This is a genomic window from Burkholderia sp. MS455 (genome assembly GCF_016899445.1).
Taxonomy (GTDB): Bacteria; Pseudomonadota; Gammaproteobacteria; order Burkholderiales; family Burkholderiaceae; genus Burkholderia; species Burkholderia pyrrocinia_C.
In genome coordinates, this window is sequence record NZ_CP041777.1 from 376,978 (window position 1) to 403,745 (window position 26,768).

General features: G+C 68.3%; 5 protein-coding genes. All 5 read right to left on the reverse strand.

The features are described from left to right. Window positions 1-32: 32 nt before the first annotated feature. Genes FPJ27_RS01490 through FPJ27_RS01510 form a run of 5 tightly spaced genes read right to left on the reverse strand, consistent with a single transcriptional unit; the run spans window position 33 to window position 26,691 of the window. Entirely contained in the window at window positions 33-3,947 is a 3,915-nt protein-coding gene (locus tag FPJ27_RS01490; RefSeq protein WP_204421153.1) for a non-ribosomal peptide synthetase, read from the reverse strand. Continuing rightward, window positions 3,935-5,551, reverse strand: coding sequence for an MBL fold metallo-hydrolase (locus FPJ27_RS01495; RefSeq protein WP_204421154.1), 1,617 nt, complete (start codon window positions 5,549-5,551; stop codon window positions 3,935-3,937). Before FPJ27_RS01495 ends, FPJ27_RS01490 begins: the two co-directional genes overlap by 13 nt. A 10-nt stretch (window positions 5,552-5,561) precedes the next feature. After that, window positions 5,562-18,959, reverse strand: a complete 13,398-nt coding sequence (locus FPJ27_RS01500; RefSeq protein ID WP_204421155.1) for a non-ribosomal peptide synthetase/type I polyketide synthase — start codon at window positions 18,957-18,959, stop codon at window positions 5,562-5,564. Then, entirely contained in the window at window positions 18,956-22,279 is a 3,324-nt protein-coding gene (locus tag FPJ27_RS01505) for a type I polyketide synthase (protein ID WP_204421156.1), read from the reverse strand. The genes FPJ27_RS01500 and FPJ27_RS01505 overlap by 4 nt, the downstream gene beginning before the upstream one ends. Further along, entirely contained in the window at window positions 22,276-26,691 is a 4,416-nt protein-coding gene (locus tag FPJ27_RS01510; RefSeq protein WP_204421157.1) for a beta-ketoacyl synthase N-terminal-like domain-containing protein, read from the reverse strand. The genes FPJ27_RS01505 and FPJ27_RS01510 overlap by 4 nt, the downstream gene beginning before the upstream one ends. Window positions 26,692-26,768 lie beyond the last annotated feature (77 nt).

Here is a 26,768-nt window from a genome sequence, read left to right on the forward strand (position 1 = left end):
GAGCTCGTAGATATCGGCGATGGTGGGGGATGTCACGATTTGATCCTTGAGACAAGGGCGTCCAGCGCTTCCTGGCTGATGCGCGCGGCCGGGAAGTCCGACGGGCTCAGCCCGCGCGGGCCGTCGCCGCTGGCCGCGACGATCGACAGCAGACGGCTGCGGTAGCACTGCGTCAGCTGCTCGATGACGCCGGGCGCGCAGGCCTCGCGGTTGTAGTGCCAGGTCAGGTGCAGACGCCCGTCGGACACCATCCCGTCGATCTCGAACAGATGGCCGCGACGCGCGCGCGGGCTGTGCTCGGGGCTCTGGAAGTCGAGCACCGGTTTCCAGCCGGTGTCGTCGGCCAGCACGCGATCGACCTGGCCGAGATAGTTGAAGCGCACCGGCGCCGGCGGCTGCCGTTCCAGCGCCGCCGCGATGCCGGCGTCGTTGCCGAGGTAGCGGGCGATGCCGTAGCCGAGCCCGCGCATCGGCACCGCGCGCAGCTGCTCCTTGACGTGGCGCAGCGCCTCGACCGCCACGGTGGCGTCGCCGGCGTTCAGGAACACCGGATAGTGCGCGGTGAACCAGCCGATCGTGCGTGACGTATCGACGCCGTCGAAGAGGTCCTCGCGGCCGTGGCCTTCGAGATCGACGACCAGCGACGCGTTGCCGGTCCAGTCGCCGAACGCGAGCAGCAGGGCCGTCAGCAGGACTTCGTTGATCTGGGTATTGAACGCACGCGGCACGTCCTGCAACAGCGCAAGCGTTTGCTGCGCGTCGAACTCGATGATCGCCGTGCCGGCGTCGGCGACGGTGCCGACCGGCATGTCGTCGAAGCACGCGTGCTCGTCGGCGTGCTCCCGGAGCCAGTAGCCCAGCTCGTCGAGCGCGGTCGCGCCGAGTTCGGACAGACGCGCCGACCAGTCGCGCCAGGCCGTCGTCCTGGCCGGGAGCCGCACCGCTTCGCCCGCTTCGAGCTGGCGACACGCGGTGTACAGGTCTTCGAACAGGATGCGCCACGAGACGCCGTCGATCACCAGATGGTGCGCCACCACGAGCAGGCGCTGCGGCGCGTCGGGACCGAACTGGAACAGGTGGGCGCGCAGCAGCGGCGCCACGGACAACGTGAAGCTTTCCTGCATGCGGGTGGCCGTCGCGAGCATCTCGGCCTGCCGTGCGGCGGGCGCCGCGTCCGCCAGCGACGTGACGCCGAGCGGAATCGCCAGCGGCGGCGCCGCATGCGATTGCTGCCACACGCCGGCGACGCGCTCGAAACTCAGCCGCAGCGCGTCGTGATGCGTCGCGACGGCCGCCAGCGCGTGTTCGATCACGTCCGGCCGCAGCGACGCGGGCACCTCGATCATCGTCGACTGGTTGTAGTGGTGCGGATCGGCCACGTCCTGCGCGAAGAACCAATGCTGGATCGGCGTCAGCGGGGCGGGGCCGACCACCGGCTCCTGCGGAATCCGGATCGACGGCGCCTCCACCGCGACCTGCGCCAGCTCGGCGATGGTCGGATGGGCGAAAAACTGGTCGGCGGTGAATTTGAGGCCGATTTGCTGGGCCAGCGACATCACCTGGATGAGCAGGATCGAGTCGCCGCCCAGTTCGAAGAAATTGTCGTGCACGCCGATCGGCTCGCGGCCCAGTACCTCGGACCAGATCTTGCCCAGGCGCGCTTCGACGTCATTGGTCGGCGCGGCATACGCGGTTTCGCCCGGCACGGGCGCCAGTTCCAGCGCGGCGAGCGCCTTGCGGTCGGGCTTGCCGTTCGGCGTCAGCGGCAGGCGTTCGAGCGTCACGATCGACGCCGGCAGCATGAACTCGGGCAGGCGTTCCTTCAGGTGTTCCCGCAGGCTGGCGACGCTGGCCGTCGCCGTCGCGACGCAGGCCACCAGCTGCTTGTGCTGCGGCGCGTCCTCGCGCACGAACACGATCGCGTCGGCGACGTCGGCGTGCTGCCTGAGCGCCGCTTCGATTTCGCCCATTTCGATGCGATAGCCGCGAATCTTCACTTGCGTGTCGCGGCGCCCGGTGACTTCCAGGTTGCCGTCCGGCAGCCAGACGCCGAGGTCGCCGGTGCGATAAAGGCGCTCGCCCGCGTCGAACGGGTGGTCGACGAAAGCGGTGGCCGTCAGGTCGTCCCGGTCGACATAGCCGCGAGCCAGTGCGATGCCGGACACGCAGATCTCGCCCGTGCAGCCCTCGGGAGCCAGCGCCCCGTGCTCGTCGAGCAGGTACAGGTGCGTATTGTGGATCGGGCGGCCTACCGGCAGACGGGCGCCGTAGGCGGTTGCCGGGTCGACCACGTAGTCCGCGATGCACACGGTTGCCTCGGTGGGGCCGTACGAGTTGTGGCACGTGCGGGTCCGGGCCAGCTCGCGCAGATCCGCCGCGCGGGCGCTGTCGCCGGCGCTGATGACGCGTTTCACGGCGCCGAGCGCGTTCCAGTCGAGCGCGGCGAGATAGGCAGGCGTCGCGTTGACGGTGGTGACGCCCTGCTGCGCGATATATTCGACGAAACGCGGCACGTCCCGGATCACGGCGGGCTTCGCCAGCACCAGGCGCGCGCCCGCGAGCAGCGTGACGAAAATCTCCATGATCGAGCCGTCGAAGCCCGGGGAGTAGAACTGCACGAACCGGTCGGCGGCATCGAAACCGAAGGCGTCCACATGGTACTGCGCCATGTTCAGGAGCCCTGCGTGTTCGAGCACGACGCCCTTGGGCACGCCCGTGGAGCCGGACGTGTAGATGATGTACGCCGCATCGTCCGGCCGGACCTCGACCTGCGCCGCCGCCGATGCAGGCGCCAGCGTGTCGAGCTGGAAGTCGAGGGCGAACATCGGGATCGCCCAGAAATCGGCGAGCAAGGGCAGGTGTTCCGAGTGCGTCAGCAGCGCCTTGACCTTCGCGTCCTCGATCATGAAGCGCAGCCGCTCCCGCGGAAACTCCGGGTCGAGCGGCAGATACACCGCGCCCGCCTTGAGGGCGCCGAGCATGCCGACGATCCAGCGCTCGGAACGGTCGGCCACCACGCCCACCACGTCGCCGCGTTCGATCGCGTATTCCGCGAGCAGGAAGCTCGCCAGCCGGGACGCCTGGTCGTCCAGTTCGGCATAGGTCAGCGATGCATCGGCGGTCACCACGGCGATGTCGTCCGGCGCGGCCGCGACCCGTTGCGCGAACTGCTCCAGGAAGGTTCCATTTACCGCGACGGGCGCCGCATGCGAACGAAGGCGCGCGCGTTCTTCGTCGTCGAGCAGCGAGACGGTGTCGAGCGGAGCGTCCAGCGTGCCGAAGCTGGCCAGCACGTTGCGCAGGTGTCGCGCGACATGCTGGAGATAATGCAGCGTGAACACCGTCGGCCGGCCCGTCAGCACGATCTCGTAGCGCTCGCGATGGCGGATCTCGATCGACAGGTCGTAGTCGGCCGACGCCCAGGCTTCGTGCAGACCGTCGAAGCGCACGCCGACGTTGGTCGTGCGCCGCTCGCCATGCAGCTTGTGCGCGAGGGCGGCGATCGGAAAATCCTGATACGAATAGCTGCGCCGCACCCTGTCGCGCACCTGGTTCAGATACGCGCGAACCGTGGGGCCGGGCTCGATGGCGTCGAGCAGCGGGACGCGATCGGCGAGGCCGCTCGCGGGTTCGACGATCAGGCGCGGCGACTCCACGAACAGGCCGGCCGCGCCGTTGTAGCGCCCCAGCACACGGAACAGCGCCGCCAGCAGCACGACGAACGCGCCCAGCTCGTTGCCGGCGGCGAGCTTCTCCAGCACCTGCGCGGCGTCGCGGTCGAGCGCGAACGTCAGTTCCGGCGCGGGGCCGAGCGGCAGCGCATACGCCTGCCATGCCTGCTGAAGACGGAAGTCTTCGTCGATGCGACCGAGCGTATCGCTCCAGAACGCCATGTGTTCCTGGTATTGCCCGCTGGTCGAGAGCGCGTTGAAATTCAGTTCTGACAAAGCACGATCTCCCTTGTCGCGTACAGGATTTCGGAAGCGATGCCCTTGGCCTTGCAGTGCGCGACGAACTGGGTGGACTGGATATGGCTGGGCGAGTTTTCGTCGAAGGTGTTGTCGAGGAGGTGGTTCAGCCACGGCTCCTGACCCATCGCATAGACATACGCCGCGTTGAACGCGAAGTCGTCCACCAGCGCGGCGGCCTCGCCGAACTGGCAGCCCCGCGCCCGCCGCGACTGATCGATGTCGCGCGGCAGCGCGTTGGGAAACAGCGGGCCATAGACCCAGGACGGCGGCGCGCCCTCGGTCTCCATCCCGACGAACAGCGTGTCCGGCTTGCCGGCGAGGCGGAAGACATGCTCGTAAAGGGCGGGGTCCAGGTTGCACGAATCGGCGATGCACAGCACCGAGCGCGTGCCGAAGCGGATCATGAAGCTCTGCTTGCTCTGGATCGCCAGGTCGTTGTGTTCGCCCAGGAACGGAATGGCGGTGATGGCCCCGTTGGGCACCTTGATTTCCTGAGCATCCCGAACTTCCCGCACGTCGTCGAAGCCGAGCTTGCGCAACGCCAGTTCCAGTGACGGATCTTGCGGAAAGCCGTCGAGATTCCTGCCGACCACCACGGTCTTGACCTTGTGGCGAAGCTGCAGCAGCGTTTCGAGGACGATGTGATCGTGATGGCTGTGCGTGATCAGCACGTAGTCGATCTGGTCCGGCAGGTCCGCGAACGTATAGCGCGGCAGCGCGGTGTCGTAGCCGTAGCTGATCACCGGATCGATCAGGATGCTCACGCCCCGGCTCTGGACCAGCAGGCACGCGTGGCCGTAGTAGCGGATGCGGATGTCGTCGCCGTCGAACGAACGATCCGGTTTCGGTTCCGGCGCCTCCTCGACGAAGAACGAGCGGAACAGCGGCTCGTCCTTCTCCTCCACGCGCATCAGGTCGACGATTTTCGCGTAGCTGCCGGGCGTGTCGCGCATGCGGAACAGCGCGTCGAGCGCGCGATCGTCGAAGGCCATGTTGCTGAACAGCGTGCGCTCGTCGCTGAGCCGGGGCGTGCTGAGAATGAATGGCCGGGGCGTGTTCTCCTCGATCGCCGACAGCGCGATGCTCTGCGCATCGCGCGCATAGAGCGGGCTCGCGTACAGCAGGCTTTCGAACACCCGGAAGGACGGGTTGTGGTTCAGGTCGTAATAGATCTCGACATAGCCTTTCAACACCTCCGGAATCTGGGGGTAGAGCGGGTCCGACGCCATTCCCTTCGCCTGTTCCAGCAGCAGCGTGGAGAACGCCTTGTAGGCCTTCGCCAGCTCCAGTTGCCGGGTCGCGCGCCGGGTGGTCTGCTCGATCAGCGCGCGGATTTCGTCGACGCGCTTGCCGCCCAGGTCGAGGAACGGGCCGCCGCGCATCGCCGGATCCTTGCAGGCCGCCGCATGCATCATCGGCGATGCGGCATAGGACTTCATCAGCGGCAGGAACCGCTCGGCCACGTTGAGGGCGGCGGTCAGCGGCGGAAGCGTGTGAAACCACGCGTACCAGCCGTTGATCAGCGGTTCGAACTGGATGTTTTGTCGCAGGTAGACCTGCGTGTTGGACGAAATGGTCAACGAAGGCTCCTTAGAATGCGCTGAGTTCGACGGTGGGCTGGCGGGCTTCGGCGTGCAGCGCGCGTTGTCCCAAGGTCAGGTTCCGGATGCGAACGCCGGGATTGGCAAGCACTTCCCCGATGACGGACGTCAGTTCGTTGGCGAGGCCTTGCACCAGGGCCTCGCTGAACCGCCCGGCGTGATAGACGATGCTGATCGCGAGGCCCTCGGCGCGCGGCTCGGCCAGGAACCAGAAGTCCGTCGCGGCTTCCGCGTCCGCGCCCTGCAGGTCGTGGTCCGGCAGCTCGGCGATATGCACTTGTCCCGCGTAGCGATCGACGGCGCCTTGTCGCTGGTTCTGCAGCGTCAGGCCGATGTCGAAGAGCGGATTGCGCCCCGCAACGCGCTTGATGTGCAGCTCGTCGAGCAAGCGATCCAGCGGATACAGCGGGTGCGAAAACGCTTCGAGGGTGGTGTCCCGCACCCGGGTCAGCAGCGTGTCGAAACGATCGTCGCCGGCGACGCGATCGCGCAGCGCCAGCACGTTCAGGTAGGGGCCGACCTGCGACTCGAGTTCGGGCAGCTCGCGGCCCGCGACCGGCGTGCCGACGACGATGTCCTCCTGGCCGGAACGGCGGTAGAACAGCGCCTTGATGGCGGATAGCAGCGCGATGAACAAGGTCGCGCCGTGGCGCTTGCCGAGCGATTCCAGCGCCGTCGTCTCGGCGGCGGGCAGTTCGAATTGCCAGGATTTCCAGCTCGGCGCGGCCGGCTGCTCGAGGTCGCCCGGCAGTTCCAGCGCGCGCAGGCCGCCGCCCAGCTTGGTCAGCCAGTATTCCTTCATGCGTTCGCCGTCCGGCCCGGCGAGCAGGCGGTTCAGCCAGCCGGCGTAATCCTTGTACTGGATCGGGAGTGCGGGCAGCGGATTGTCGCGACGCTGGACAAACGCGTCATAGATCTTCGACAGGTCGTCGAGCAGCACCTCCGTGGACCAGCCGTCGCTCACGATGTGATGCATCGTGCAGATGCAGACGTGACGGACTTCGGAGAGCCTGAGCAGCTTGACGCGGAAGAGCGGACCGGTGGCGAGATCCATCGGCGCGAGCCGTTCGCTCGCTTGGATCGACATGGCCTGCGCATCGCGGTCCTCGGCATCCTGCAGATCCACGACCTCGACCGCGAAGGCGGCCTCGCCGGGCGGCAGCACTTGCTGGACCGGCTGATTGCCTGCCAGCACGAAGCGCGTGCGCAAGATCTCGTGACGTTCGCTCAACGCGCGGAACGCCCGCACGAGCGCGTCCACGTCCAGCACGCCCTCGAACAGCAGGGACGTGGGCAGCGGCCCGCCGGCTTGCGCCGCAGTGAGGCGATCCTGGACCCACAGCCGCGTCTGGGCGGGAGAGAGTTCGTAGTGCGTCTGCACCGGCAGCGGCGTCACCGGCGCGTAATCGATCGGCTGCGTATCGGCGATGCGCTTCGCGAGGCTCGAAATGGTGGGGTGCGCGAACAGGCTGCGGATTTCCAGCTTCGCATGCAGATCGCGACGAATGCGCGCGACGACCTTCGTCGCGGAGAGCGAATTGCCGCCCAGCTCGAAGAAATTGGCGGTCGTGCTGATCCGCGCCTTGCCGAGCACTTCCTGCCAGATTGCCGTCAACTGCGATTCGAGCACGTTGTCGGGCGCAACGTGGTCCAGGCCGTCGCCGGGTTCGGGCAGCCTGGCGCGATCGAGCTTGCCGTTGGGCAGATGCTCGAACGCGGGCACGACGACGAACGCGGACGGCACCATGTAATCCGGCAGCCGCTGCCGCAGGTGGCCGCGCACCGCTTCGATCAGTTCGGCTTCGGGGTGCGACGAGCGCAGCCATGCGACGAGTCGCGCGCCGTCGTCCACGCCGCGCAGCGCCACGACGGCTGCGTCGACCAGCGGGTGCGAAGTCAGCGCGGCCTCGATTTCACCGGGTTCGATGCGCAGGCCGCGCAGCTTGATCTGATGGTCGATGCGGCCGAGGAACTCGATGTTGCCGTCGGGCCGGTAGCGCGCGAGATCGCCGGTGCGGTAGAGGCGCGCGTGCGGGTCGGCGGAGAACGGATCGGCGATGAACTTCTCGGCGCTCAGTTCGGGTTCGCCGTGGTAGCCGCATCCGACCGGCGTGCCGCCGATCAGCAGCTCGCCCGCCACGCCGACCGGCGTGGGCTGCAACTGCGCGTCCACGATATAGAGGCGGGTGTTGGCGATGGGCCGGCCGATCGGCACGATGCGGTGCGGGTCGTCGCGTCGGCATTCCCATGCGGTCACGTCGACGGCAGCCTCGGTGGGGCCGTAGAGGTTGAACAGCGAAACGTCGAGGCGCGTGAAGCAACGCTGCTGTAGATCGAACGGCAGGGCCTCGCCGCTGCACACGACGCGGCGCAGCGACGCGCAGTGCGCGTCGAGGTCCGGATGATCGAGAAAGGCGCGCAGCATCGACGGCACGAAATGGACCGTGGTGATCCGTTCGCGCTCGATGAGTTCGACCAGGTAGTCGGTCTCGCGCTGGCCGCCGGGGCGGGCGAACACGAGGCGTGCGCCGGCGATGAGCGGCCAGAAGAATTCCCAGACCGAGACGTCGAAGCTGAACGGGGTTTTCTGCAGCACGGCATCGTCGGCGTCGAGCGCGTAGGCGTGCTGCATCCAGAGGATGCGATTGGTGATGGCGCGATGGGTGTTGAGCGCGCCCTTGGGCCTGCCGGTCGAACCGGAGGTGTAGATCATGTAGGCGAGGTTCTCGCCGCTCAGCGCAGGCGCGGGGTTGGACGCGGGCGCGGCGTCGAGCTCGAGCGCGTCGCGATCGACGACGATCACGCGGGCGTCGGTGTCGGGCAGCGCGGCAAGCAGATGCTGCTGGGTGAGGAGCCAGCGCAACTGCGCGTTGTCGATCATGAAGCGCACGCGCTCGGCGGGGTAGTCGGGATCGACGGGGACGTAAGCGCCGCCGGCCTTGAGGATGGCGAGCAGCGCGACGATCATGTCGAGCGAGCGCTCCATGGCGACGCCGACGAGAGCATCGGGAACGACGCCGAGCTCGATGAGGCGATGGGCGAGGCGATTGGCGCGCAGGTTGAGTTCGGCGTAGGTGAGCGAGGCGTCGTCGCAGACGGCGGCGACGGCGTCGGGCGTGCGCTCGACCTGCTGTTCGAACAGCCGATGCAGCGGTTGTTCGGCGCCATCGCCGAAATCCATCTCGGTCCGGTTCCATTCGACGGTCAGCAGATCCCGCTCCGCATCGCTCAGCAACGGCAGCCGGGCAACGGCAGCCGACGCATCGTCCGTGAGACGCATCAGCAAGGTCCGGTAGATGGCGAGGAAACGTTGCACCGTGCTTTCGTCGAACAGATCGGTGTTGTAGTCGCAATCGATCAGGAGTTCCTGCCCCGCGTCGAGCACGTTGACGTTCAGATCGAACGCGGTATAGCGGATCAGCGGGGCCACGAGGCCGACCGTCAGGCCGGGCAGCTCGGGCAGCGCCGACACGGGTTCGAGGTTGAAGACCGCCGATACCAGCGGCGCGGCGTTGAGATCGCGCTGCGCGCCGATTTCGCGGACCAGCTCGGCGAACGGATAATCCTGGTGCTCGAGCGCATCGAGCAGGTTCTGCCGGGTGCCGGCCAGGAAGCTGGCCACGGTGGCCTGCTGGGGCAGCGTGGAGCGCAGCGGCAGCAGATGCGTGCAGTAGCCGGCGAGGCGATCGCTGCCGGCCACGGAACGGCCGGTCACCGGGATGCCGGTGACGATCTCCTGCTGGCCGGCGATGCGGTGCAGGAACAGATTGAAGCCCGCGAGCAGCATCATGTAGAGCGTGCAGCCGTTCTGACGGGCGGCGGCGCGCAGCGACCCGGCCTCCGCCGCGTCCAGATGCAGGGACGCGCGCTCGCCGTGAAACGTCTTCACCGCGGGCCGGGGGTAGTCCAACGGAAGATTCAGCGGTTCGGCCCGGCGCGCGCATTGCTCGAGCCAGTACGCGCGATTCGCTTTCGTTTCCGGGCTGTGGCGCTGGCCGTCGAGCTGCTTCAGGTACTCGCGGAACTGCAGCGGCGCCGCGGCCGGTGCCGCACCGGCATAAGCGCGGGCCAGATCCTCGAGCAGGATGCCGAACGTCGAGCCGTCGCAGATGATGTGATGGGCCGTCATCACCAGCAGGTGACGCTCGCTGTCCAGGCGCACGAGCGCGGCGCGAAACAGCGGACCGCTCACCAGGTCGAACGGCTGGCGGCTTTCGTGGTCCCGCCACGCGTCCTGGTCCGTGTCGATCAGCGGAATCTGGAGTGTCAGCGACGGATGCACGATCTGGCCCGACCCGTCCGGCGTCAACGTGGTGCGCAGCGCCTCGTGCCGATCGACGAGACCCTGGACGGCCGCGCGCATCGCGGCCTCGTCAAGCCGGCCATTCAGCTCGAGGGTGGTGTTGACGTTGTAGGCCAGCGATCCTTCGGGATCGACTTCCGACAGGATCCACAGCTGGCGTTGCGCTTCGCTCAGCGCGGCCACCGTGCCGTGCTTCGAGTGCGGCCGGATGAAACCGCCCCGGCGCAGGTCGGCGACGCTGTCCTTCACCGCCCGGATGAACCGGTCGATGTCGGCATCCGTATGCGCGGTGGAGAGGAAGCAGGTGCGCCATTCCCAGATGTAGATGCCCTTTTCGAGCATGTGATAGAAGAACAGGTCGAGGTTCTCGGTGAATTCGAAGCGGAACATCGAGCCGAACCACGTGACCTTGATCGGCGCCTCGGCCTCCGCGAAGAACGCATTCAACGTCCCGGCGATTTGCGCGGTCCGTTCGTTGAGCGCGGCCTGCAGCGCCGGACCTTCCTGTTCGATCTTCTCCAGCACGGCCAGCGCGGCCGCCATCGCGAGCGGATACTGGCAGAACGTGCCGCCGAACGCGGTGCGGTCCGCGGCGGGGAACGAGTGGTCGCCGTAGGCCCACATGCCGCCGTCGATGGCGTCCATGAAGCGGCTGGTGCCGGCGATGACGCCCAGCGGCAGGCCGCCGCCGATGATCTTGCCGTACGTCGCGAGATCGGCCCGGATGCCGAACATGGCCTGGGAGCCGCCCGGGTGAACGCGGAAGCCGGTGATCATTTCGTCGAAGATCAGCGCGACGCCGGCCTCCTCGGTGATGCGGCGCAGCTCCTTGAGAAACGCGACGGGCTGCAGGGACGGGTTGCGGCTCTGCACCGGCTCCACCATCACGGCGGCGAGGGTCGACGCCATGCCGCGAATGGCCTCGAGCGCTGCGTCGCTGCCGTAGTCGAGCAGGATCATGTTCTCGACCGAACCGAACGGCACGCCGGGGGCGATGGTTTCCGTCACGCCTTCCGCGTTCGCCGCGGCGAGCGTGCCGTCGGCATGGCCGTGATACGAATGCGTGAACATCACGATCTTGTCGCGCCCGGTCACGGCGCGCGCGAGCCGCATGGCGGTCATGACGGCCTCGGTGCCGGTGTTCGAGAACGCCACGCGATCGAGGCCGGTGACGCGGGCAAAGCGCGCGGCCACTTCGCCGACGAGGCTGGAGCGCGCGCCCAGTTCGAGCGGGCGCTGCCATTCGCGGGTGACCTGCTGCTGGATGAAGTCCGGCGTGTGGCCGAACAGATGCACGCCGAAGCCCATCGTGAAATCGATGTACTCGTTGCCGTCGATATCCCACAGCCGCGAACCGGCCGCGCGATCGCCGACGATCGGATACAGCATCTCCTTGGTCGAAAAGCGGAAGCCGACCGTGGCACGGCTGTCGGCCAGCACCGGGCGGGACGCCTGCACCGAGTCCTTCGATTTCCGGGTGCGCGTCGTGTAGCGCACGATCAGCGCTTCGAGATGCTCCTGCTGCACGGCGGACAAGCCGCGCGCCCGCTGTTCGACCGGGCTGCCCCACGGCATCATCGGCTTGGGCGGCCGACCGTCCGCCGCGGCGGCAGCTGCAGGCGCGGGCTTCGTTGCGGGCGCGGCGGCCGGGACCGCGATCGCGGCCGTGGGCGCAACGCTCGCCGTGCTCGCGACGGCTTGTGCGGCGACCGTCGTCGGCCGGACGCCGGCCTGGCCGGTCAGCGACGTGCGCAGCAGTTCCATCTGCTGGCTCATCACGCTGGACAGCAGCTGATTCTGCTCCCGCAACACGCGCTCGACCGCGGAGCCGCCTTCGGCCGCCACCCATTCCGCCGGAGCGGCGGCGAGCGGCGCAAGCACCTCTGCAGACTGCGCGACCGCGACCGTGGACGGCCCTGCGACGGACTCGGCCCCGGACGGCGCGGCGGCCGCCGGCAGATTGTCCGCGACATATTCGGCGAGCGCCTGCACCGTCGCCAGGTCTTCGAAGAAGCGGCGCATGGCCAGCTTCACGCCGTACTGCTTCTCGATGTGCCGGATGGCCTCGATCAGCACGATCGAATCGGCGCCCATTTCCAGGAACGGCAGGTCGATGTTGATGGTGGCGGGATCGGCCTGGATCAATTCGCCGATCTTGCCGCGAAGCCATTCGAGAACCTCGCCGCTACGGTTGTGCGCCGGCGTGGCGGCGATGGGTGATGCGCTTGTCTGAGTCATGGACGTGTCCGCTTTCTGGAACCAGGTACGGCTGCGTTGGAAGGGATAGGACGGCAATGCGACGCGCGTGGGCGCGGGTGTTTCGGTCGAGGCCCAATCGACATCGACGCCGCGGGCATACAGGCTCGACAGCGTTTCGATCAGCGCTTGCTGCTCGACTTGCGGCCGCTGCAGGCCAAGGAACTGGATCCCGGCGTCCGGCGCACAGCACGCGCGGGCCAGGTTGACGAGCACCGGCTTGGGGCCGATTTCGACCAGCACGTTGAAACCGGCTTCGGCGAGGCGCTCGACGCTGCTCGCGAACTGCACCGGCTCCCGGCAGTGACGGCGCCAGTACGCGTCGGTGGGCGCCTCGTCCATCACGGCGCCCGTGAGATTCGAATAGAACGGGATCGCCGGGCGCACGACGCGCACGGCTTTCGCGACGGCCTGGAAGCTGTCCAGCATCGGCTCGACCAGCGGCGAGTGGAACGCGTGCGACGTATTGAGCAGCACGGACCGGATGTCCTGCGCGGCGAACGCGTCGACCAGCATCGCGATACGCTCGCGCTTGCCGGAGATCACGATGCTCGCCGGACCGTTGACGGCCGCCACCGCGACATCGTGCGGATAGGCCTCGATCGAGCGCTCGACCGTCGCGAGGTCGGTGAAAATGGCCGCCATCTCGCCGTCGCGGGGCAACGCCTGCATCAGCCGGCCGCGTTCGGCGATCAGCCGCAGGCCGTCTTCCGGCGAGAAGACGCCGGCCGCGCAAGCCGCCGCGTACTCGCCGACGCTGTGGCCCATCACGGCGTCGGGCACCACGCCGAACGACGCCAGCAACGTGGTGAGCGCGAACTGCAGCGAGAACAGGGCCGGCTGGCTGTAGCCGGTCTGGTGGATCTCCTCGCCCTGGGCGGACAGCACCTCGAGCAACGGTTTGTCGAGCAGCGGATCGGCCACCGCGCGGCAGCGGTCGATGGCGTCGCGGAACACCGGATACGCGTCGTACAGACGGCGGCCCATGCCGGCGTATTGCGAGCCCTGGCCGGTGAACAGGAATGCCATCTTCACGCGGGGGGCGGGCTGCGCCGCGCCGGCGGGTTCCTTCGCCTGGAACGCGCGCAGCTTGTCGATGGCGTCCTCGAGCGACGTCACCGGCAGCGCCAGCCGATGCGCGAAATGCGAGCGGCCGGTCGCCGCCGAAAACGCCACGGCTGCGATATCGAGACCGGGTTCGGCTTCGAGCCGCCGCTGATAGCGCCCGGCAAGCTCTCGCAATGCCGCCGGCGTCTTGGCCGACAGCACCAGCGGATGCACCTTGTGTTTCGACGGCGTCGCCGGCCGCGCCGGCGCGGGCGCTTCTTCCAGCACCAGGTGGGCATTGGTGCCGCTCGCGCCGAACGCGCTGACGCCGGCTCGCCGGGGCCGCTCGCCGCGCGGCCACGCGCTCGCCTCGGCGCAGATCTCGAGCGGCAGCGCGTCCCACTGCACCAGCGGGCTCGGGTGGCGGAAATGCAGGTGGGCGGGAAGGCGGTCGTGGTTCAGCGACAGCACGACCTTGATGACCCCCGCGATGCCGGCGGCGGATTCCGTGTGGCCGATGTTGGTTTTCACCGAGCCGACGCGCAGCCGCCGGCCCCCGTCGCGGCCTTCGCCGAACACCGTCGCCAGCGCCTGCACCTCGACGGGATCGCCCAGCGGGGTGCCGGTGCCGTGCGCTTCCACGTAATCGATGGACGCGGCGGGAAGCCCGCCCAGCGCCTGGCGGATGACGGCTTCCTGCGCGCGTCCGTTCGGCGCGGTAAAGCCGCTCGACGCGCCGTCGTGGTTGACGGCCGAGCCGCGCAGCACGGCCAGCACGCGATCGCCCGCGGCGAGCGCATCGGACAGGCGCTTGAGCACCAGCGCGCCGCAGCCTTCGCTGCGCACGAAGCCGTCCGCCGCCGCGTCGAAGGTCTTGCAGCGGCCGTCCGGCGCCAGCGCCCGCGTGCGCGAGACGGCGATGGAGTTGTCCGGCGACAGGATCAGATTGACGCCGCCCGCGATCGCGAGATCGCACTCGCCGGTGCGCAGATTCTGGCTGGCGGTGTGGATCGCGGTGAGCGACGACGAGCAGGCGGTGTCGATCGCCATGCTCGGCCCCTGCACGCCCAGCCCATAGGAGATGCGGCCGGCCGCCGTGTTGAGCGGATTGCCGGTGAAGAAATAGCCGTCGATGCCGCTGCCGCCGCCGTTGCGAAGCTGCAGGTTCGCGTAATCGTTGGTGGTGATGCCGACGAAGACGCCGGTCCGGCTGCCCTTGAGACTGTCGACGGGAATGCCGGCATGCTCCAGCGCTTCGTGACTGACTTCGAGCAACAGGCGCTGCTGCGGGTCCATCGCGGCCGCTTCGCGCGGCGTGATACGGAAAAAGGCCGGATCGAACTGATCGACGTCGTCGAGAAAACCGCCGAAGCGACAAACCATGCGCCCCGGCGCTTCCGGATCCGGATCGTAGTACGCGTCGACATCCCAGCGCTCGCGCGGCACTTCGGAGATCGCATCCACCCCGTCGTTCAGCAGCCGCCAATAGGCGTCGAGATCGTGCGCGGCGCCCGGAAACCGGCAACTCATGCCGACGATGGCGATCGGTTCCGGCGTGCCGGCCTCGCGGGCCTCGATGGCCGGCGCGACCGGCCGCGGCTGCGCCGGCACGGCCTGCGTCGGCGCCGCGTGCGCGTCCGCGTCCGGCGCGGCGCCGGACGACTGTTCCGCCAGGAAATCCGCGAGGGCGTTGACCGTCGGATGATCGAACAACAGCGCGACCGACAACGGGATGCCCAGCGCTTTTTCGAGGTGCGTGCGCACGTCCAGCGCCATCAGCGAATCCATGCCCATCTCGAAGAAGCCGAGGTCGCGATCCAGCGTCCCCGCTCCGTAGCCGAGCACCTGGGCAACCGCGCGATCGATGCTGTCCGCCAGCAGGCGCTTTCGCTCGCGCGGCGATGAGCCGCTCAACGCCGGCATCGCCGGCGCGCTCGGCGGGCTTCCGCCCACCCGCACGCGGTCGAGGAACGGCTTGGGTCCGCGCGCCTCGTAGGAGCCCTGGAACAGCGCCAGGTCGATATCGACGACCGCCACCTGGGGCACGGCGGGGAGGTGATCCAGCACGTCGAGCGCGCGATCCGCCGCCAGCGAACGGATGCCGACACGCCGCAGCAGTGCTTCCGCCTCGGGGAACGTCATGCCGCCTTGCGCCCAGGGCCCCCAGTTCACGCTCAGGGCCGGCAGGCCCCGGCTGCGGCGATGATGCGCGAGCGCGTCGAGGAATCGATTCGCGGCACTGTAGTGCGCCTGCTCACGCGAACCCCACGCGGACGCGATCGACGAGAACAGGATGAAGAAATCGAGCGGGAAGTGCTCGCTTTGCTGATGGAGCAGCCACGCGCCGGCGACCTTGGGTTGCAGGACCGCGTCGAGCTCCTCGCGCTCGACCTGCATGATCGGCTTGTAGCCGACGATGCCGGCCGCATGCACGATGCCCCGCAGCGGCGCGCCGTCGCGCCGGAGCGCGGCGAAAAAATCGGCGACCGCCACCGGGTCGGCGATATCGAGGCGCTCGCAGCGCAGCGACACGTTCCGCTCGCGCAGTTCGGCGATCGCCCGCTGGCTCTCATCGCTCGCGGCGCCTTGCCGGCCGACCAGGATCAGCGTGCCCGCCCCGCGCGCCGCCAGCCACCGGGCGGTGTGCAGCCCGAGCGCGCCGAACCCGCCGGTGATCAGGTAGGCCGCGTCCGGTTCGACCCGCAGCGCGGCCGTTTCGGCTTGCGCGAGCGGGCTCAGGCGCGCGACATGGCGCGCGCCGTGCCGCAACGCCACCTGTTCTTCGCGGCTCTCGCCGAGCATCTCCTGAAGCAGCGCCTGCGTCTCGTCTTCCGGCGCGGCCGGATCGAGATCGATCGCCGTTCCGAACCATTCCGGATGCTCGATCATCGCCCCGCGTGCCAGGCCCGACAGCGCAGCCTGTGCGAACCCGGATACGTGCGGCGCTTCGCCGGCTTCCACCGCGTCGCGCGTGACTACCCAGATCCTGGGCCGGGTCGAAGGCGTCCACTCGCGCTCGCTGCCGACCAGCGCGTGCACGAGATGCAGCAGGGCAGTGGACATGCGCGTCTCGCCGACGGCTTCGTCCAGCGCCCATAGAAAGACGATGCGCTGGCCGGGGGCGGCGGTCTCGTTCAGCAAGCGGACGAAATCGTCCGGCCGCTCGGGCGCGATCTGCCGGCCCGCTTCCGCGCCGGCGCCATGGTCAGGGCCGGGGCGCACCAGCGAGCAGGATGCACCGCGCTCCCGCAGCAGCGCCGCGAGCCGCTCGCCGACACCGCTCTCGTCCGCGAAGATCAGCCACGGCGACGCGTCGGCGGCGAACCGGGCCGCCGGCAACGCGGCTTGCGGCTCCCACACCACGTGATAGAGCGGGTGTGCGGTCGGGGCGGCGGTCTCGGCGGGGGCGAACGCGGTCCTGAGCAGGTCCGGAAAGGCGTTCAGCACGTCCTCCGAGTACTTGCCCGACGACTTGAGGTGCCGCAACGCTTCGTCGATGCTGCCGGCATCCATGCCAACGATCGGCGACTGGATCTTCTCCAGGCTGAAGCGCTGCCGCTCGAACGGGTAGTTCGGCAAGGTCGTGGCGGGCTGGGCGGGCGCCGGGAACAGCGCGCTCCAGTCGAACTGCCAGCCCTGCACGTACCGCACCGCGAGTGCGCGCTCCAGTGCATCGCCGGCGCATGGCGGCGGCAGCCAGCCGTCGACGAGCCCCTCCGGCGTGTGCGGCGCGTCGGCTTGCTCCGACGCCCCGGCAAGCTGCAGCCAGTACTGCGGATGCGTCACCTCGTCGGTCACTTCGGCACCGAGGCAGCCGGAGATCAGGCGGACCGACGGCCGTGCGAGCGGCGTGTCCTGAAGTGCGGCGCGCAACGCTTCGGCATCCGACCGGGCGGCCACGAGGCGCAGCGCGTCGGCAACGCTCACGACGCCCGCCACGCAGGCCGCCACATATTCGCCGATGCCGTGGCCCGACACGACGGACGGGTGGATGCCCCATCCCTTCCACAGTTCCGCCCACGCGAACTGGATCGCGAAGCGGCCCGCGTCGGTATCGAGTGCCTCCAGCGGCACCGCGCAACGCGCGAACGCGTCGCGGAACAGCGGTTCCGACGCGTGGAGCTCGCGCGCGACGCCGGTGTCCGGCGCGCCGAACCTGAAGCCCATGCGCAACGCCTTGCCCGTGCGCGCTGCGGCCGCCGACGCTTCCCTCACGCCCGACACATAGGCCGCGCGAAACGGATAGTGACTCCGTCCGGTGGCCGCGGCGCGGCAGATGGCGGCCAGCTCCCGAGGCGTCGCGCCGGCGATCGCGCGCTCGTAGCGTTGCGCGAGCGCTGCCAGCGCCGCTTCCGATTTGGCCGACAGCAGCAGCAGCCCGCGCTGCGCGGCGTGCGCCGGCGCGACGGGCGGTTCCTCGACGATCGCGTGGGCATTGGTGCCGCTGAATCCGAACGCGCTCACCCCGGCGATTCGCCTGCGTTCCCCGCGCCGCCACGCGACCGGATCGGCCGCGACACGGATCGGGATGTCCTGCCACGGCGTATGCGGATTGGGCTGCGTGAAATGCAGGTGCGCCGGAATCCGGTCGTGCTCGAACGACAGCAGGACCTTGATCAGGCCGGCGATGCCGGAGGCCGATTCCAGATGCCCGATATTGGTCTTGACCGAACCGATCACGAGCGGCTCGGTCGCCGCGCGCCCGGGGCCGTAGACGCCGGCCAGCGCTTCGACCTCGATCGGGTCGCCGAGGGACGTCCCGGTACCGTGGGCCTCGACATAGGAGACGTCGCCGGGCGCGAGGCCGGCCTGGTTCAGTGCGCGGCGGATCACCCGTTCCTGCGAATCGCGGCTCGGAACGGTCAGCCCGCCGCCCGCGCCGCCCTGGTCGACCGCCGTGCCGCGCACGATGCCGAGCACCCGGTCGCCGTCGGCGAGCGCGTCGGCGAGGCGCTTGAGCACCACCATGCCGCACCCTTCGCCGCGCACATAGCCGTCCGCCGCCGCGTCGAAGGTCTTGCAGCGTCCGTCCGGCGACAGCATGCGCGCTTGCGAGAAGCTGACCATCACCTCGGGCGACAGCATCAGGTTGACGCCGCCCGCGAGCGCCATGTTGCTTTCCCGCGAGCGCAGGCTTTCGCAGGCCAGGTGCAGGCAGACCAGCGACGACGAGCAGGCGGTATCGATCGCCATGCTCGGGCCGGTGAGGCCCAGCACGAACGACAGCCGGCCCGCGGCCATGTTCAGCGCGCTGCCCGTGCCGGCGTAGCTGCTCGACGGCATCGACGCATTGGACACCTGGATCGCATGATCGAAGCAGGTAATGCCGACGTACACGCCCGTGGCGGACTGCCGGAAGCGCTCGGGCGCGAGATGGGCGTTCTCGAGCGCCTCCCAGGCCACTTCGAGCAGGAGCCGTTGCTGCGGATCGAGGTAGGTCGCTTCGCGCGGCGCGATCCCGAAGAACGCCGCGTCGAATTGATCCACGCGTTCGAGAAAGGCGCCGTGGCGGGTCGCCATCTTGCCGGGCGTGGACGGATCGGGGTCGTAATAGCGATCGATGTCCCAGCGTTCGCCCGGCACTTCGGTGACGGCATCGCGCGCGTCATCGAGCAACTGCCAGAACGCGTCCGGCGTATCGCTGCGGCCGGGGAAGCGGCAAGCCATGCCGATGACGGCGATCGGCTCGTTGCGGTCCGAACGCAGCGCCGCGATTTCGGCGCGCCGCAGGCGCAGTTCGTCGAGCGCGGCTTTCAGTGCATGCGTGGCCTTGGCGTTCATTGGGCGCCTATCTCCTGGGCGATCAGTTCGGAAAGGTCGTCCTCGTCGAGGTCGTCGGATGCTTTATCGACGACAGGCGCGGGGAGCGACGGCGACAGTTCGTCGAGAACGAACCGGGCGAGCGTTTGCAGGTTCGGATAGGAAAAGAACAGCGTCGCGCGAAACGGCCTTCCGAACACCTTGGTGAGGCGGTCGGTCAGTTCGAGCGCGATCAGCGAATCCAGGCCGAGATCGAGCAGCGATTGCTCGGGCGCAATGGCGTCGGGGCCGGAGAGCCGCAGCGTCTCGGCCAGCATCTTCGCGAGCGTGTCGGCGATGAGCTCGATCCGCTCGCGCGGCGCGCACGCATGCAGCTGGCGCAGCAATGCCGTCTCTTGCTGGGCAGGCTGCGCGGCCGGTTGCGCCAGTTCGGAAAACAGCGCCGACCCGGCGGCCGGCGCATCGACCCGGAACAGGGTCGGCCAGTCGATGCGCGCCACCCCGGACTGGGCGACGCCCGACGCCATCAGCCGTTCCAGCGTCGCGATGGCGAGTTCGGGCGGCAGCGTGCCGACGCCGAGCGCAGCCAGTTGTTCGTGCGCGCGGCGTCCGTAGTCGGTGGCGGCGTGGCCGATGTCCGCCCACGGCCCCCAATTGACGCTGAGCCCCGGTTTTCCCTGCGCGCGCCGATGCTGCGCGAGGGCGTCGAGGAAGCTGTTCGCCGCCGCGTAGTTGCCCTGGCCCGGCATGGTGATCAGCGCGGCCATCGACGAGAACAGGACGAAATGGTCGAGCGGCAAGTCGGCCGTCAGCTCGTGCAGATACCAGGCGCCGTCGGCCTTGCCGCTACCGGCGCGATGGAAGAAGTCGTCGTCCTGGCGCGTCAGCAGCGCATCGTCGAGCGCGCCGGCGAGGTGAAAGACCCCCTTGAGCGGCGGCATCGAATGCGCGATTTCGCCGAGCGCTTGCGCGACGTCCTCGCGACGCGACAGGTCGGCGCGAACGAACTGCGCGTCGAGCGTCCGCAGGATTTTCTCGGCTGCCGGGGAGGGCGCGCCGCGCCCGAGCAGTACGACTTTGCCGGCGCCGTTGGCGGCGAGCCAGGACGCGAGCCGCAGGCCGAGCCCGCCGAGCCCGCCGGTCACCAGATAGGTCGCGTCGTGGTGGAACCGGATCGGCCGGTGGCTGACGAATTCGCGATCGTCGCGGGCGATACGCGCGACGTAGCGCTGTCCGCGGCGAAACGCGATCATGTCTTCACGGCCGCCGGCCTGTACCGCTTGCACGATGTGCGCCGCTGACGGCTGTGCGGGATCGAGGTCGACCAGTCCGCCCCACATCGCCGCATGCTCCACGGCGATCGCGCGGCCCAATCCCCACAGGGGGGCCTGCGCGACGGCGGTCGATTCACCGTCCAGCACATTCATCGCACCCGACGTCACCAGCCACAGACGCGCCTGCCGGGCTGTCGGTGCGCGTGACGCGAGCGCCCTGACCAGTTGCAGCACGCTCGCGCTGGCACGTCGTCTCGATTCGATGTCGGCGGGCGCGAGATCGAGACTCCACAGGTGAATGATGCCCTTCAGCGGCCGGTCGAGCGCGGACAGTTCCGGCGTCGCGTCGGCGAAGCGCAGCGTGCACGTATCGCCCGCGCTTTCCAGCAGAGCCGACAGTTGCGCGCCGACGCCGCCACGGTCCGCGAGAATCAGCCACTCGCCCTGCGCCGAACCGCCGGTTGCCGCGTCGACGCTCGACGGTCTCCAGACGCGCCGATAAAGCAGCGCGGACAAGTCGTGCCGCTCGACGGTTCGCCCGGAACGCACATGCTGCAACCGCAGCGCATCGATCTCGATCAGCGGTCGCCCGGCGAGGTCATGGACGCGGATATCGCCCTCCAGCGCGCCTTGCCCGCTCGGCTTGCGCAGCGTGGCGTGACTCCACGCATCCGCCGACGACGGCGGCTGATGAACCCGTACCGCGCCGATCGAACTGGGCAGGTACAGGTCGCCCGCCTCCAGCGCGTCCGGATCGATGGCGGCGGCGAGCACGCGGCTGCACGCGTCGAGAAAAGCGGGGTGCACCTGGTATTGCGACGATGCCAGCGCGTCCGCCGGCAGGCTGATTTTCCCCAGCGCCTCGCCGGCCGTGCGCCAGATCTGCTGGATTGCGTTGAACACGCCGTCGATCTGCACGCCGTGCTGCCGGATTTCGCCATTGAAGTCGGCGCCCGAAGTCGTTTCGGTGCAGCGGGCCTGCACCTCGGCGGCATCGAATCTCGTCGGCGCGGCGGATCGCCTGGGGGCGCACATCTCCCGTAGTCGACGCAACTGCGGAAGATTGCCGAGGATCAGCTCGACCGGCGGACCGAAATCGAGCAGGCAGGCCACTTCGTCCACGCCGATCGACTCGAGATCCCGCACCAGTTCGACGCAGGTTTCCGGCGTGCCGATGAGGCCGCGCGATTGCGCGAAGCGTTCATAGAGAAACTCGACGAACTCGTCCAGTTCGCGCGCGCCCATCGCGCGCACGTCCACCGACTGGCCGCGGCTCTGCGCCAGCCCGTTCAACAGCCCGATATTGCTGCGGATGTAGTTGCAGAACGGCGCGCGCGCCTGCTCGCGCACCCGCGCCGCATCGTCGCCGACGAACGTGTGCAGCATCACGGACACGGTGCCGGCCGCCGGATCGAAGCCATGCTTTGCACGCGCGTCGCGGTAGAGGGCGATCTTGTGCGCGAGCTGGTCCCGATCCTGGTCGAGCACGTGGGTCAGCAGGTTGGCGCCGACTTCGCCGGCGCGCACGAAGGTTTGCGGATTGCTCGCGGCAGTCACCCAGACGGGCAGTTCCGGCTGCACCGGCGTCGGATAGATGCGCAACTGCACCGGCTTGCCGACGCCGTTCTTCGCATCCAGCGACCCGCCGCGCCACAGATGCTGGACGGCGCGCATCGTGGTCAGCATGTCGTCCTGCCGGGTCGCGTATTTGTCCGGCGCGAACACGAAGTCGTCCGGATTCCATCCGGACGCGAACGACACGCCCACGCGGCCATTCGACAGGTTGTCCACCATGGACCATTCTTCCGCGATCCGGATCGGGTTGTGCAGCGCTGCGACCACGCTGCCCGCGACCAGCTTCACGCGTCGGGTGGCAGCGGCAAGCGCGGCGTGCAGGACAGCGGGATTCGGGTACAGCGAGCCGAATTCGGTGAAATGGCGCTCCGGCACCCAGACGCTGGAAAACCCGTTCGCATCGGCGAAACGCGCGCTTTCCATCACGAGCTGGTACTTGTTGCCGGACAGCGCTTCTTCACTGCTGGCGAAGAACATCAGGCCAAATTTCATGCGTGGCTCCGATCCGATTCGTGAATTTCGGCACTCGCGCACATCTGCCATGTCGCGGCGGCGCTGGTGTCCTCGATACGGTGATAGACGGCAAACGAAAACGGTCCCCAGGACTGGCGACTCAGCACGGTCTGCACGGTGCACGATTCACGCGGATGCAGCGGCAACGGCGCATGCAGTGCGAGGTCCTTCAACGTGGTATGGCTGGCGGCGCCGATTTCCGAAGTTGCCGCCAGCGCCATTTCCACGTAGGCGGAATAGGGCAGCACGGGCGATCCCTTGACGCGATGACCGCTGAGAAAGGTGGTTGCCGGAGCGTCAAGACGCGACTGCCAGATCCACGTGGCCGGCGCATGCGCGTGCGGCTCCATGAGGCGCCCGAGCAACGGATGCCGAGGCGCGCGCGGACTGATCCAGAAGCCGCGACGCTCGAACGGGTAGGTCGGCAGGGCGAGCCGGCGGCGCGGTGCGTCCTGCTCCACTGCATCCCAGTTGATGGACGCGCCGCGTACGTAGAGCTCGGCGAGCGTGTGCAGGATCGTGTCCCACGCGGCCGTGTGCGCGCCGATTTCGATCACGATGCCGGGGTTTCCCGCCGCACCGCCGTCCGGCGCCTGCGGCACGCCCGCCAGCGAGGCTGCGGCGCGATGCCCGTCGCCCGTGCTGCTGACGGCGAGCGGCGTAATGCCGAAGGACATCCACAGTTGCGCCAGCGCGCGCTGGAATGCCGTGAACCCGGCCTCGGTGGAGACGTGCCCGGGCGCGTCGGATTGCCGCTGCATCAGCGCGCCGAAGGCGGGGCTGGCTGAACGCAATTGCCGAACCGCGTCGGCGCTGCCGCCGTCGTCGGCGCAAAAGTGGAAGGTCACCGCAGGCGGTGTTTCGGCGGGCTCGCCGGCCGAAACGGCGTCCAGTTGCGAACGCAACGTATCGAGACTCGATGCGACGATGGCCGCTCGCCGCGTGAAATGGGTGCGCCCGGTATTTGCCGTGAACGCGACATCCCGCACACGGACCTCGGGATGGGCGTCGAGATACGCCGCATAGGACGCCGCCAGCGCTTGCAACGCTTCGGGCGTGCGCGCGGAGAGCGTCACGACGCGCGCCGCGGGCGCCGCCGAGTCGGCTTCGATCTCTCCGGGCCGTGGGGCTTCGGACAGGATCATGTGCGCATTGGTGCCGCCAAAGCCGAACGAACTCACGCCGGCCATGCGCGGCCCGTGTTCCGAATGCCAGCGCGTGACCTGCTGCGGAATACGGAAGGGCGTGCCGTCGAGCGCGATTTGAGGATTGATCGACCGGAAATGGAGGTTCGGCGGAATGGCACGATGGTGTAGCGCAAGGGCGGTCTTGATCAGGCTGGCGATGCCCGCCGCCGACTCCAGATGGCCGATGTTGGTCTTGACCGAACCGATCCAGCAGTGATCGTCCGGCCGACGAGATTCGCCCAGGACCGCCGCCAGCGAGTTCAACTCGATCGGGTCTCCGAGCGGCGTTCCCGTACCGTGCGCTTCGACGAAGCCGATGTCCTGCGCGCGTACGCCGGCATCGCGCAGCGCACTGCGAATCACGGCCTGCTGGGCCGGGCCATTGGGCGCGGTCAGGCCATTGCTGCGTCCATCCTGATTCACCGCGGAGCCGCGGATCACGGCGAACACGGTGTCGCCGTTCTCGAGCGCATCGTCGAGCCGCTTGAGCAGCACCATGCCCACGCCTTCGCCGCGCACATAGCCGTTGGCTGCCGCATCGAACGCCTTGCATCGGCCGTCCGGCGAAAGCATGCCCGATTGCGTGAACGAGGCGCTCAATTGCGGCGCCAGAATCAGGTTGACCCCGCCGGCAAGCGCCGCATCGGACTCGCCGCGCTGCAGCGCGCGGCACGCCTGATGAACCGCGACGAGCGAGGACGAACACGCGGTATCGACCGCCCAACTCGGGCCGCGCAAATCGAGCGTGTAGGAAATGCGGTTGGCGGCGACGCTGAGCGCATTGCCGGTCGCGACATAAGGGCCGACGTCCGCGACTTCTTCCTGCGCCAGACGGATGTAGTCCGAATTGCTGATGCCCACGATGACAGCGGTGCGTCCGCCGGCGAGACTCCGGGGCGCGATCCCCGCATGCTCGAGCGTCTCCCACGCAACCTCGAGAAGCAGACGCTGCTGCGGATCCATCGATTCGGCTTCGCGGGCGCTGATGCCGAAGAATGCCGCATCGAACAGATCGACCTGTTCCAGCAGTCCGGTGGGCGGAAGGCCGCCGGCGCGCTGCTGCGACGCGCCGACCGCGTCCCGGCCCTCCTGCAGAAGCTGCCAGAATGCGTCGGGATGACTGGCGCCGGGGAAACGGCATCCCATGCCGACGATGGCGATATCCGCGCGTGCTTCGGCCGAACCGGGCGCCTGGTCCGGCATGGCATTCCCGGTGCCGCTCAAATGGCGCGCGAGCAGGGCAATACTCGGAAAATCGTAGACGACGGTAGGGGAAACCGGCAGCCCGAGCCAGTCCTGCAACTCGCCAGAGAGCATGATGGCGTCCTTCGAATCGAGCCCATAGATGCTGAACGGCGCGTCGGGGTCGATATTGCCGGAATCGATTCCCGACAGACGCGAGACACGCTCGACGCACCATTGCACCAGCGCTTGCGTGTCGCGTGCCGCTGTCGCGGAGGGCGCGGCCTCCGGGGAAAACGAACGCCGCCACTCGCCCGCGATCGCGAGCCCCTGTTCATCGAGGAATGCCTGTCTGATTCGGCTCCTCTGGATTTTTCCGCTGGACGTGCGCAGGATCGTGGCGGGCTTCAACAGGATCGCCGCATACAGATCGACGTCATGCTCTTCGGCGAGCTTGCGCCGGATCTCCGCTGCGACGGCTTCCGCGTTCAGGGTGTTGAGCGCTTCCCGGCGCACTTCGCATGCGATAACGACCCGCTCCACGTCATCGACGTTGATCGAGAAAGCCGCCGACGCGTTGGGCGCCAGCGCGGGGTGGCTTCCTTCGGCGGATTGCTCGAGATCCTGCGGGTAGTGATTGCGGCCGGCGACGATGATGAGGTCTTTCAAACGGCCGGTGACGAAGAGGTTATCGCCATCGACGAAGCCGAGATCGCCGGTGCGCAGGTAACGCGCGTCATCGCCATCCAGCTTCGCGCGAAAGGTGTGCTCCGTTTCCTCGACGCGGTTCCAGTAGCCGACGCCGACGCTCGGGCCCGTCAACCAGATTTCGCCGATCCGGTCGGGCGGGCAGCGCTCACCGGTATCCGGATTCACGATCTGCAGGCGGTGCTCCGCCCAGGTCCGACCGCATGAGACCAGCGCGTGGCGCTTGCCGCGGTCACTTCTCGTCGCCACGCCTTGTGCCAGGCCGTCGGCGTCGTAGTCCGCCACGAGCGGCAGCGAGCGTGCCGGCTGACCGGAGATGAACAAGGTCGCCTCGGCCATGCCGTAGACGGGGCGCATGGTTTGCGCGTGGAAGCCGCACGCGGCGAATGCGCGCGAAAAACGTGCCACCGACTCCGCGCGCACCGGTTCCGCGCCGTTGAATGCGACCCGCCAGCTGCTCAGATCCAGCTGCGCGCGGGCTTCATCGGATATTTTGCGCGCGCACAGGTCATACGCGAAATCCGGCGCGGCGCAATGCGTGCCGCGATACTTCGTGATTGCCTGCAGCCAGCGGATGGGCTTCTGCACGAACGCCGCGGGCGCCATCAGCACCGACAGCACACCGAGATAGATCGGCAGCAGCACCTTCCCGAAAAAACCCATGTCGTGAAACACCGGGAGCCAGCTGACGAACACCGCCGACGCATCGGCATCGCTCGCCTCGGCGATGACAGCCATATTGCTCAGGATGTTCGCGTGGCTGATCATCACGCCTTTTGGCGTACCGGTGGAGCCTGACGTGTATTGCAGAAGCGCCAGCGTCTGCGGCGTGATTTCCGGTGCGCGCCATTGTTCGGCCGGTGCGTCGAAGCTCCGGTCCGTCGCCAGGATCTTCAGTTCCAGCGTGTCGGAATAGCCGTCCGCGCGATGCACCATGCCGTCGAGCGTGGCTGCGTCGGTCAGCGCGACGACCGGCCCGGCGTCGGCGACGATGGCCTTGAGACGATCCGCGGGACGATGCCTGCGCGGAGGATAGGCAGGCACGCCGATCAGGCCGGCATACAGGCATCCCACCCATGCGCAGATGAATTCCAGTCCGGGCGGATAGACCAGCAGGACGCGATCGCCCGGTTGCGCCATGGCTTGCAGCCTGGCGGCGATGCCGCGAGCCCGCTTGTCCAGGTCGCCGAACGTGAGCCGAGTCAGTTCCGATTCGCCGTTCTCGAGAAAAACGAATGCCGTCTTCTCCGGTTCGACCTTGCCGCGAAATATCAATATTTCCGTAACAGTCCTGAATTTTGTATCGGGAAGCATACTCAACCTTCGTTGTCTGCCAAACGTTGAATTCATCAGGACCAGTTGCGGCGATCCCGCCAAGCTTGCTTGTTGAA

Bases quoted from the DNA above. Each gene is read 5' to 3' on its own strand.
- FPJ27_RS01500 (WP_204421155.1), bottom strand. From the start codon at position 18,959: ATGAACGCCAAGGCCACGCATGCACTGAAAGCCGCGCTCGACGAACTG.
- FPJ27_RS01505 (WP_204421156.1), bottom strand. From the start codon at position 22,279: ATGAAATTTGGCCTGATGTTCTTCGCCAGCAGTGAAGAAGCGCTGTCC.
- FPJ27_RS01510 (WP_204421157.1), bottom strand. From the start codon at position 26,691: ATGCTTCCCGATACAAAATTCAGGACTGTTACGGAAATATTGATATTT.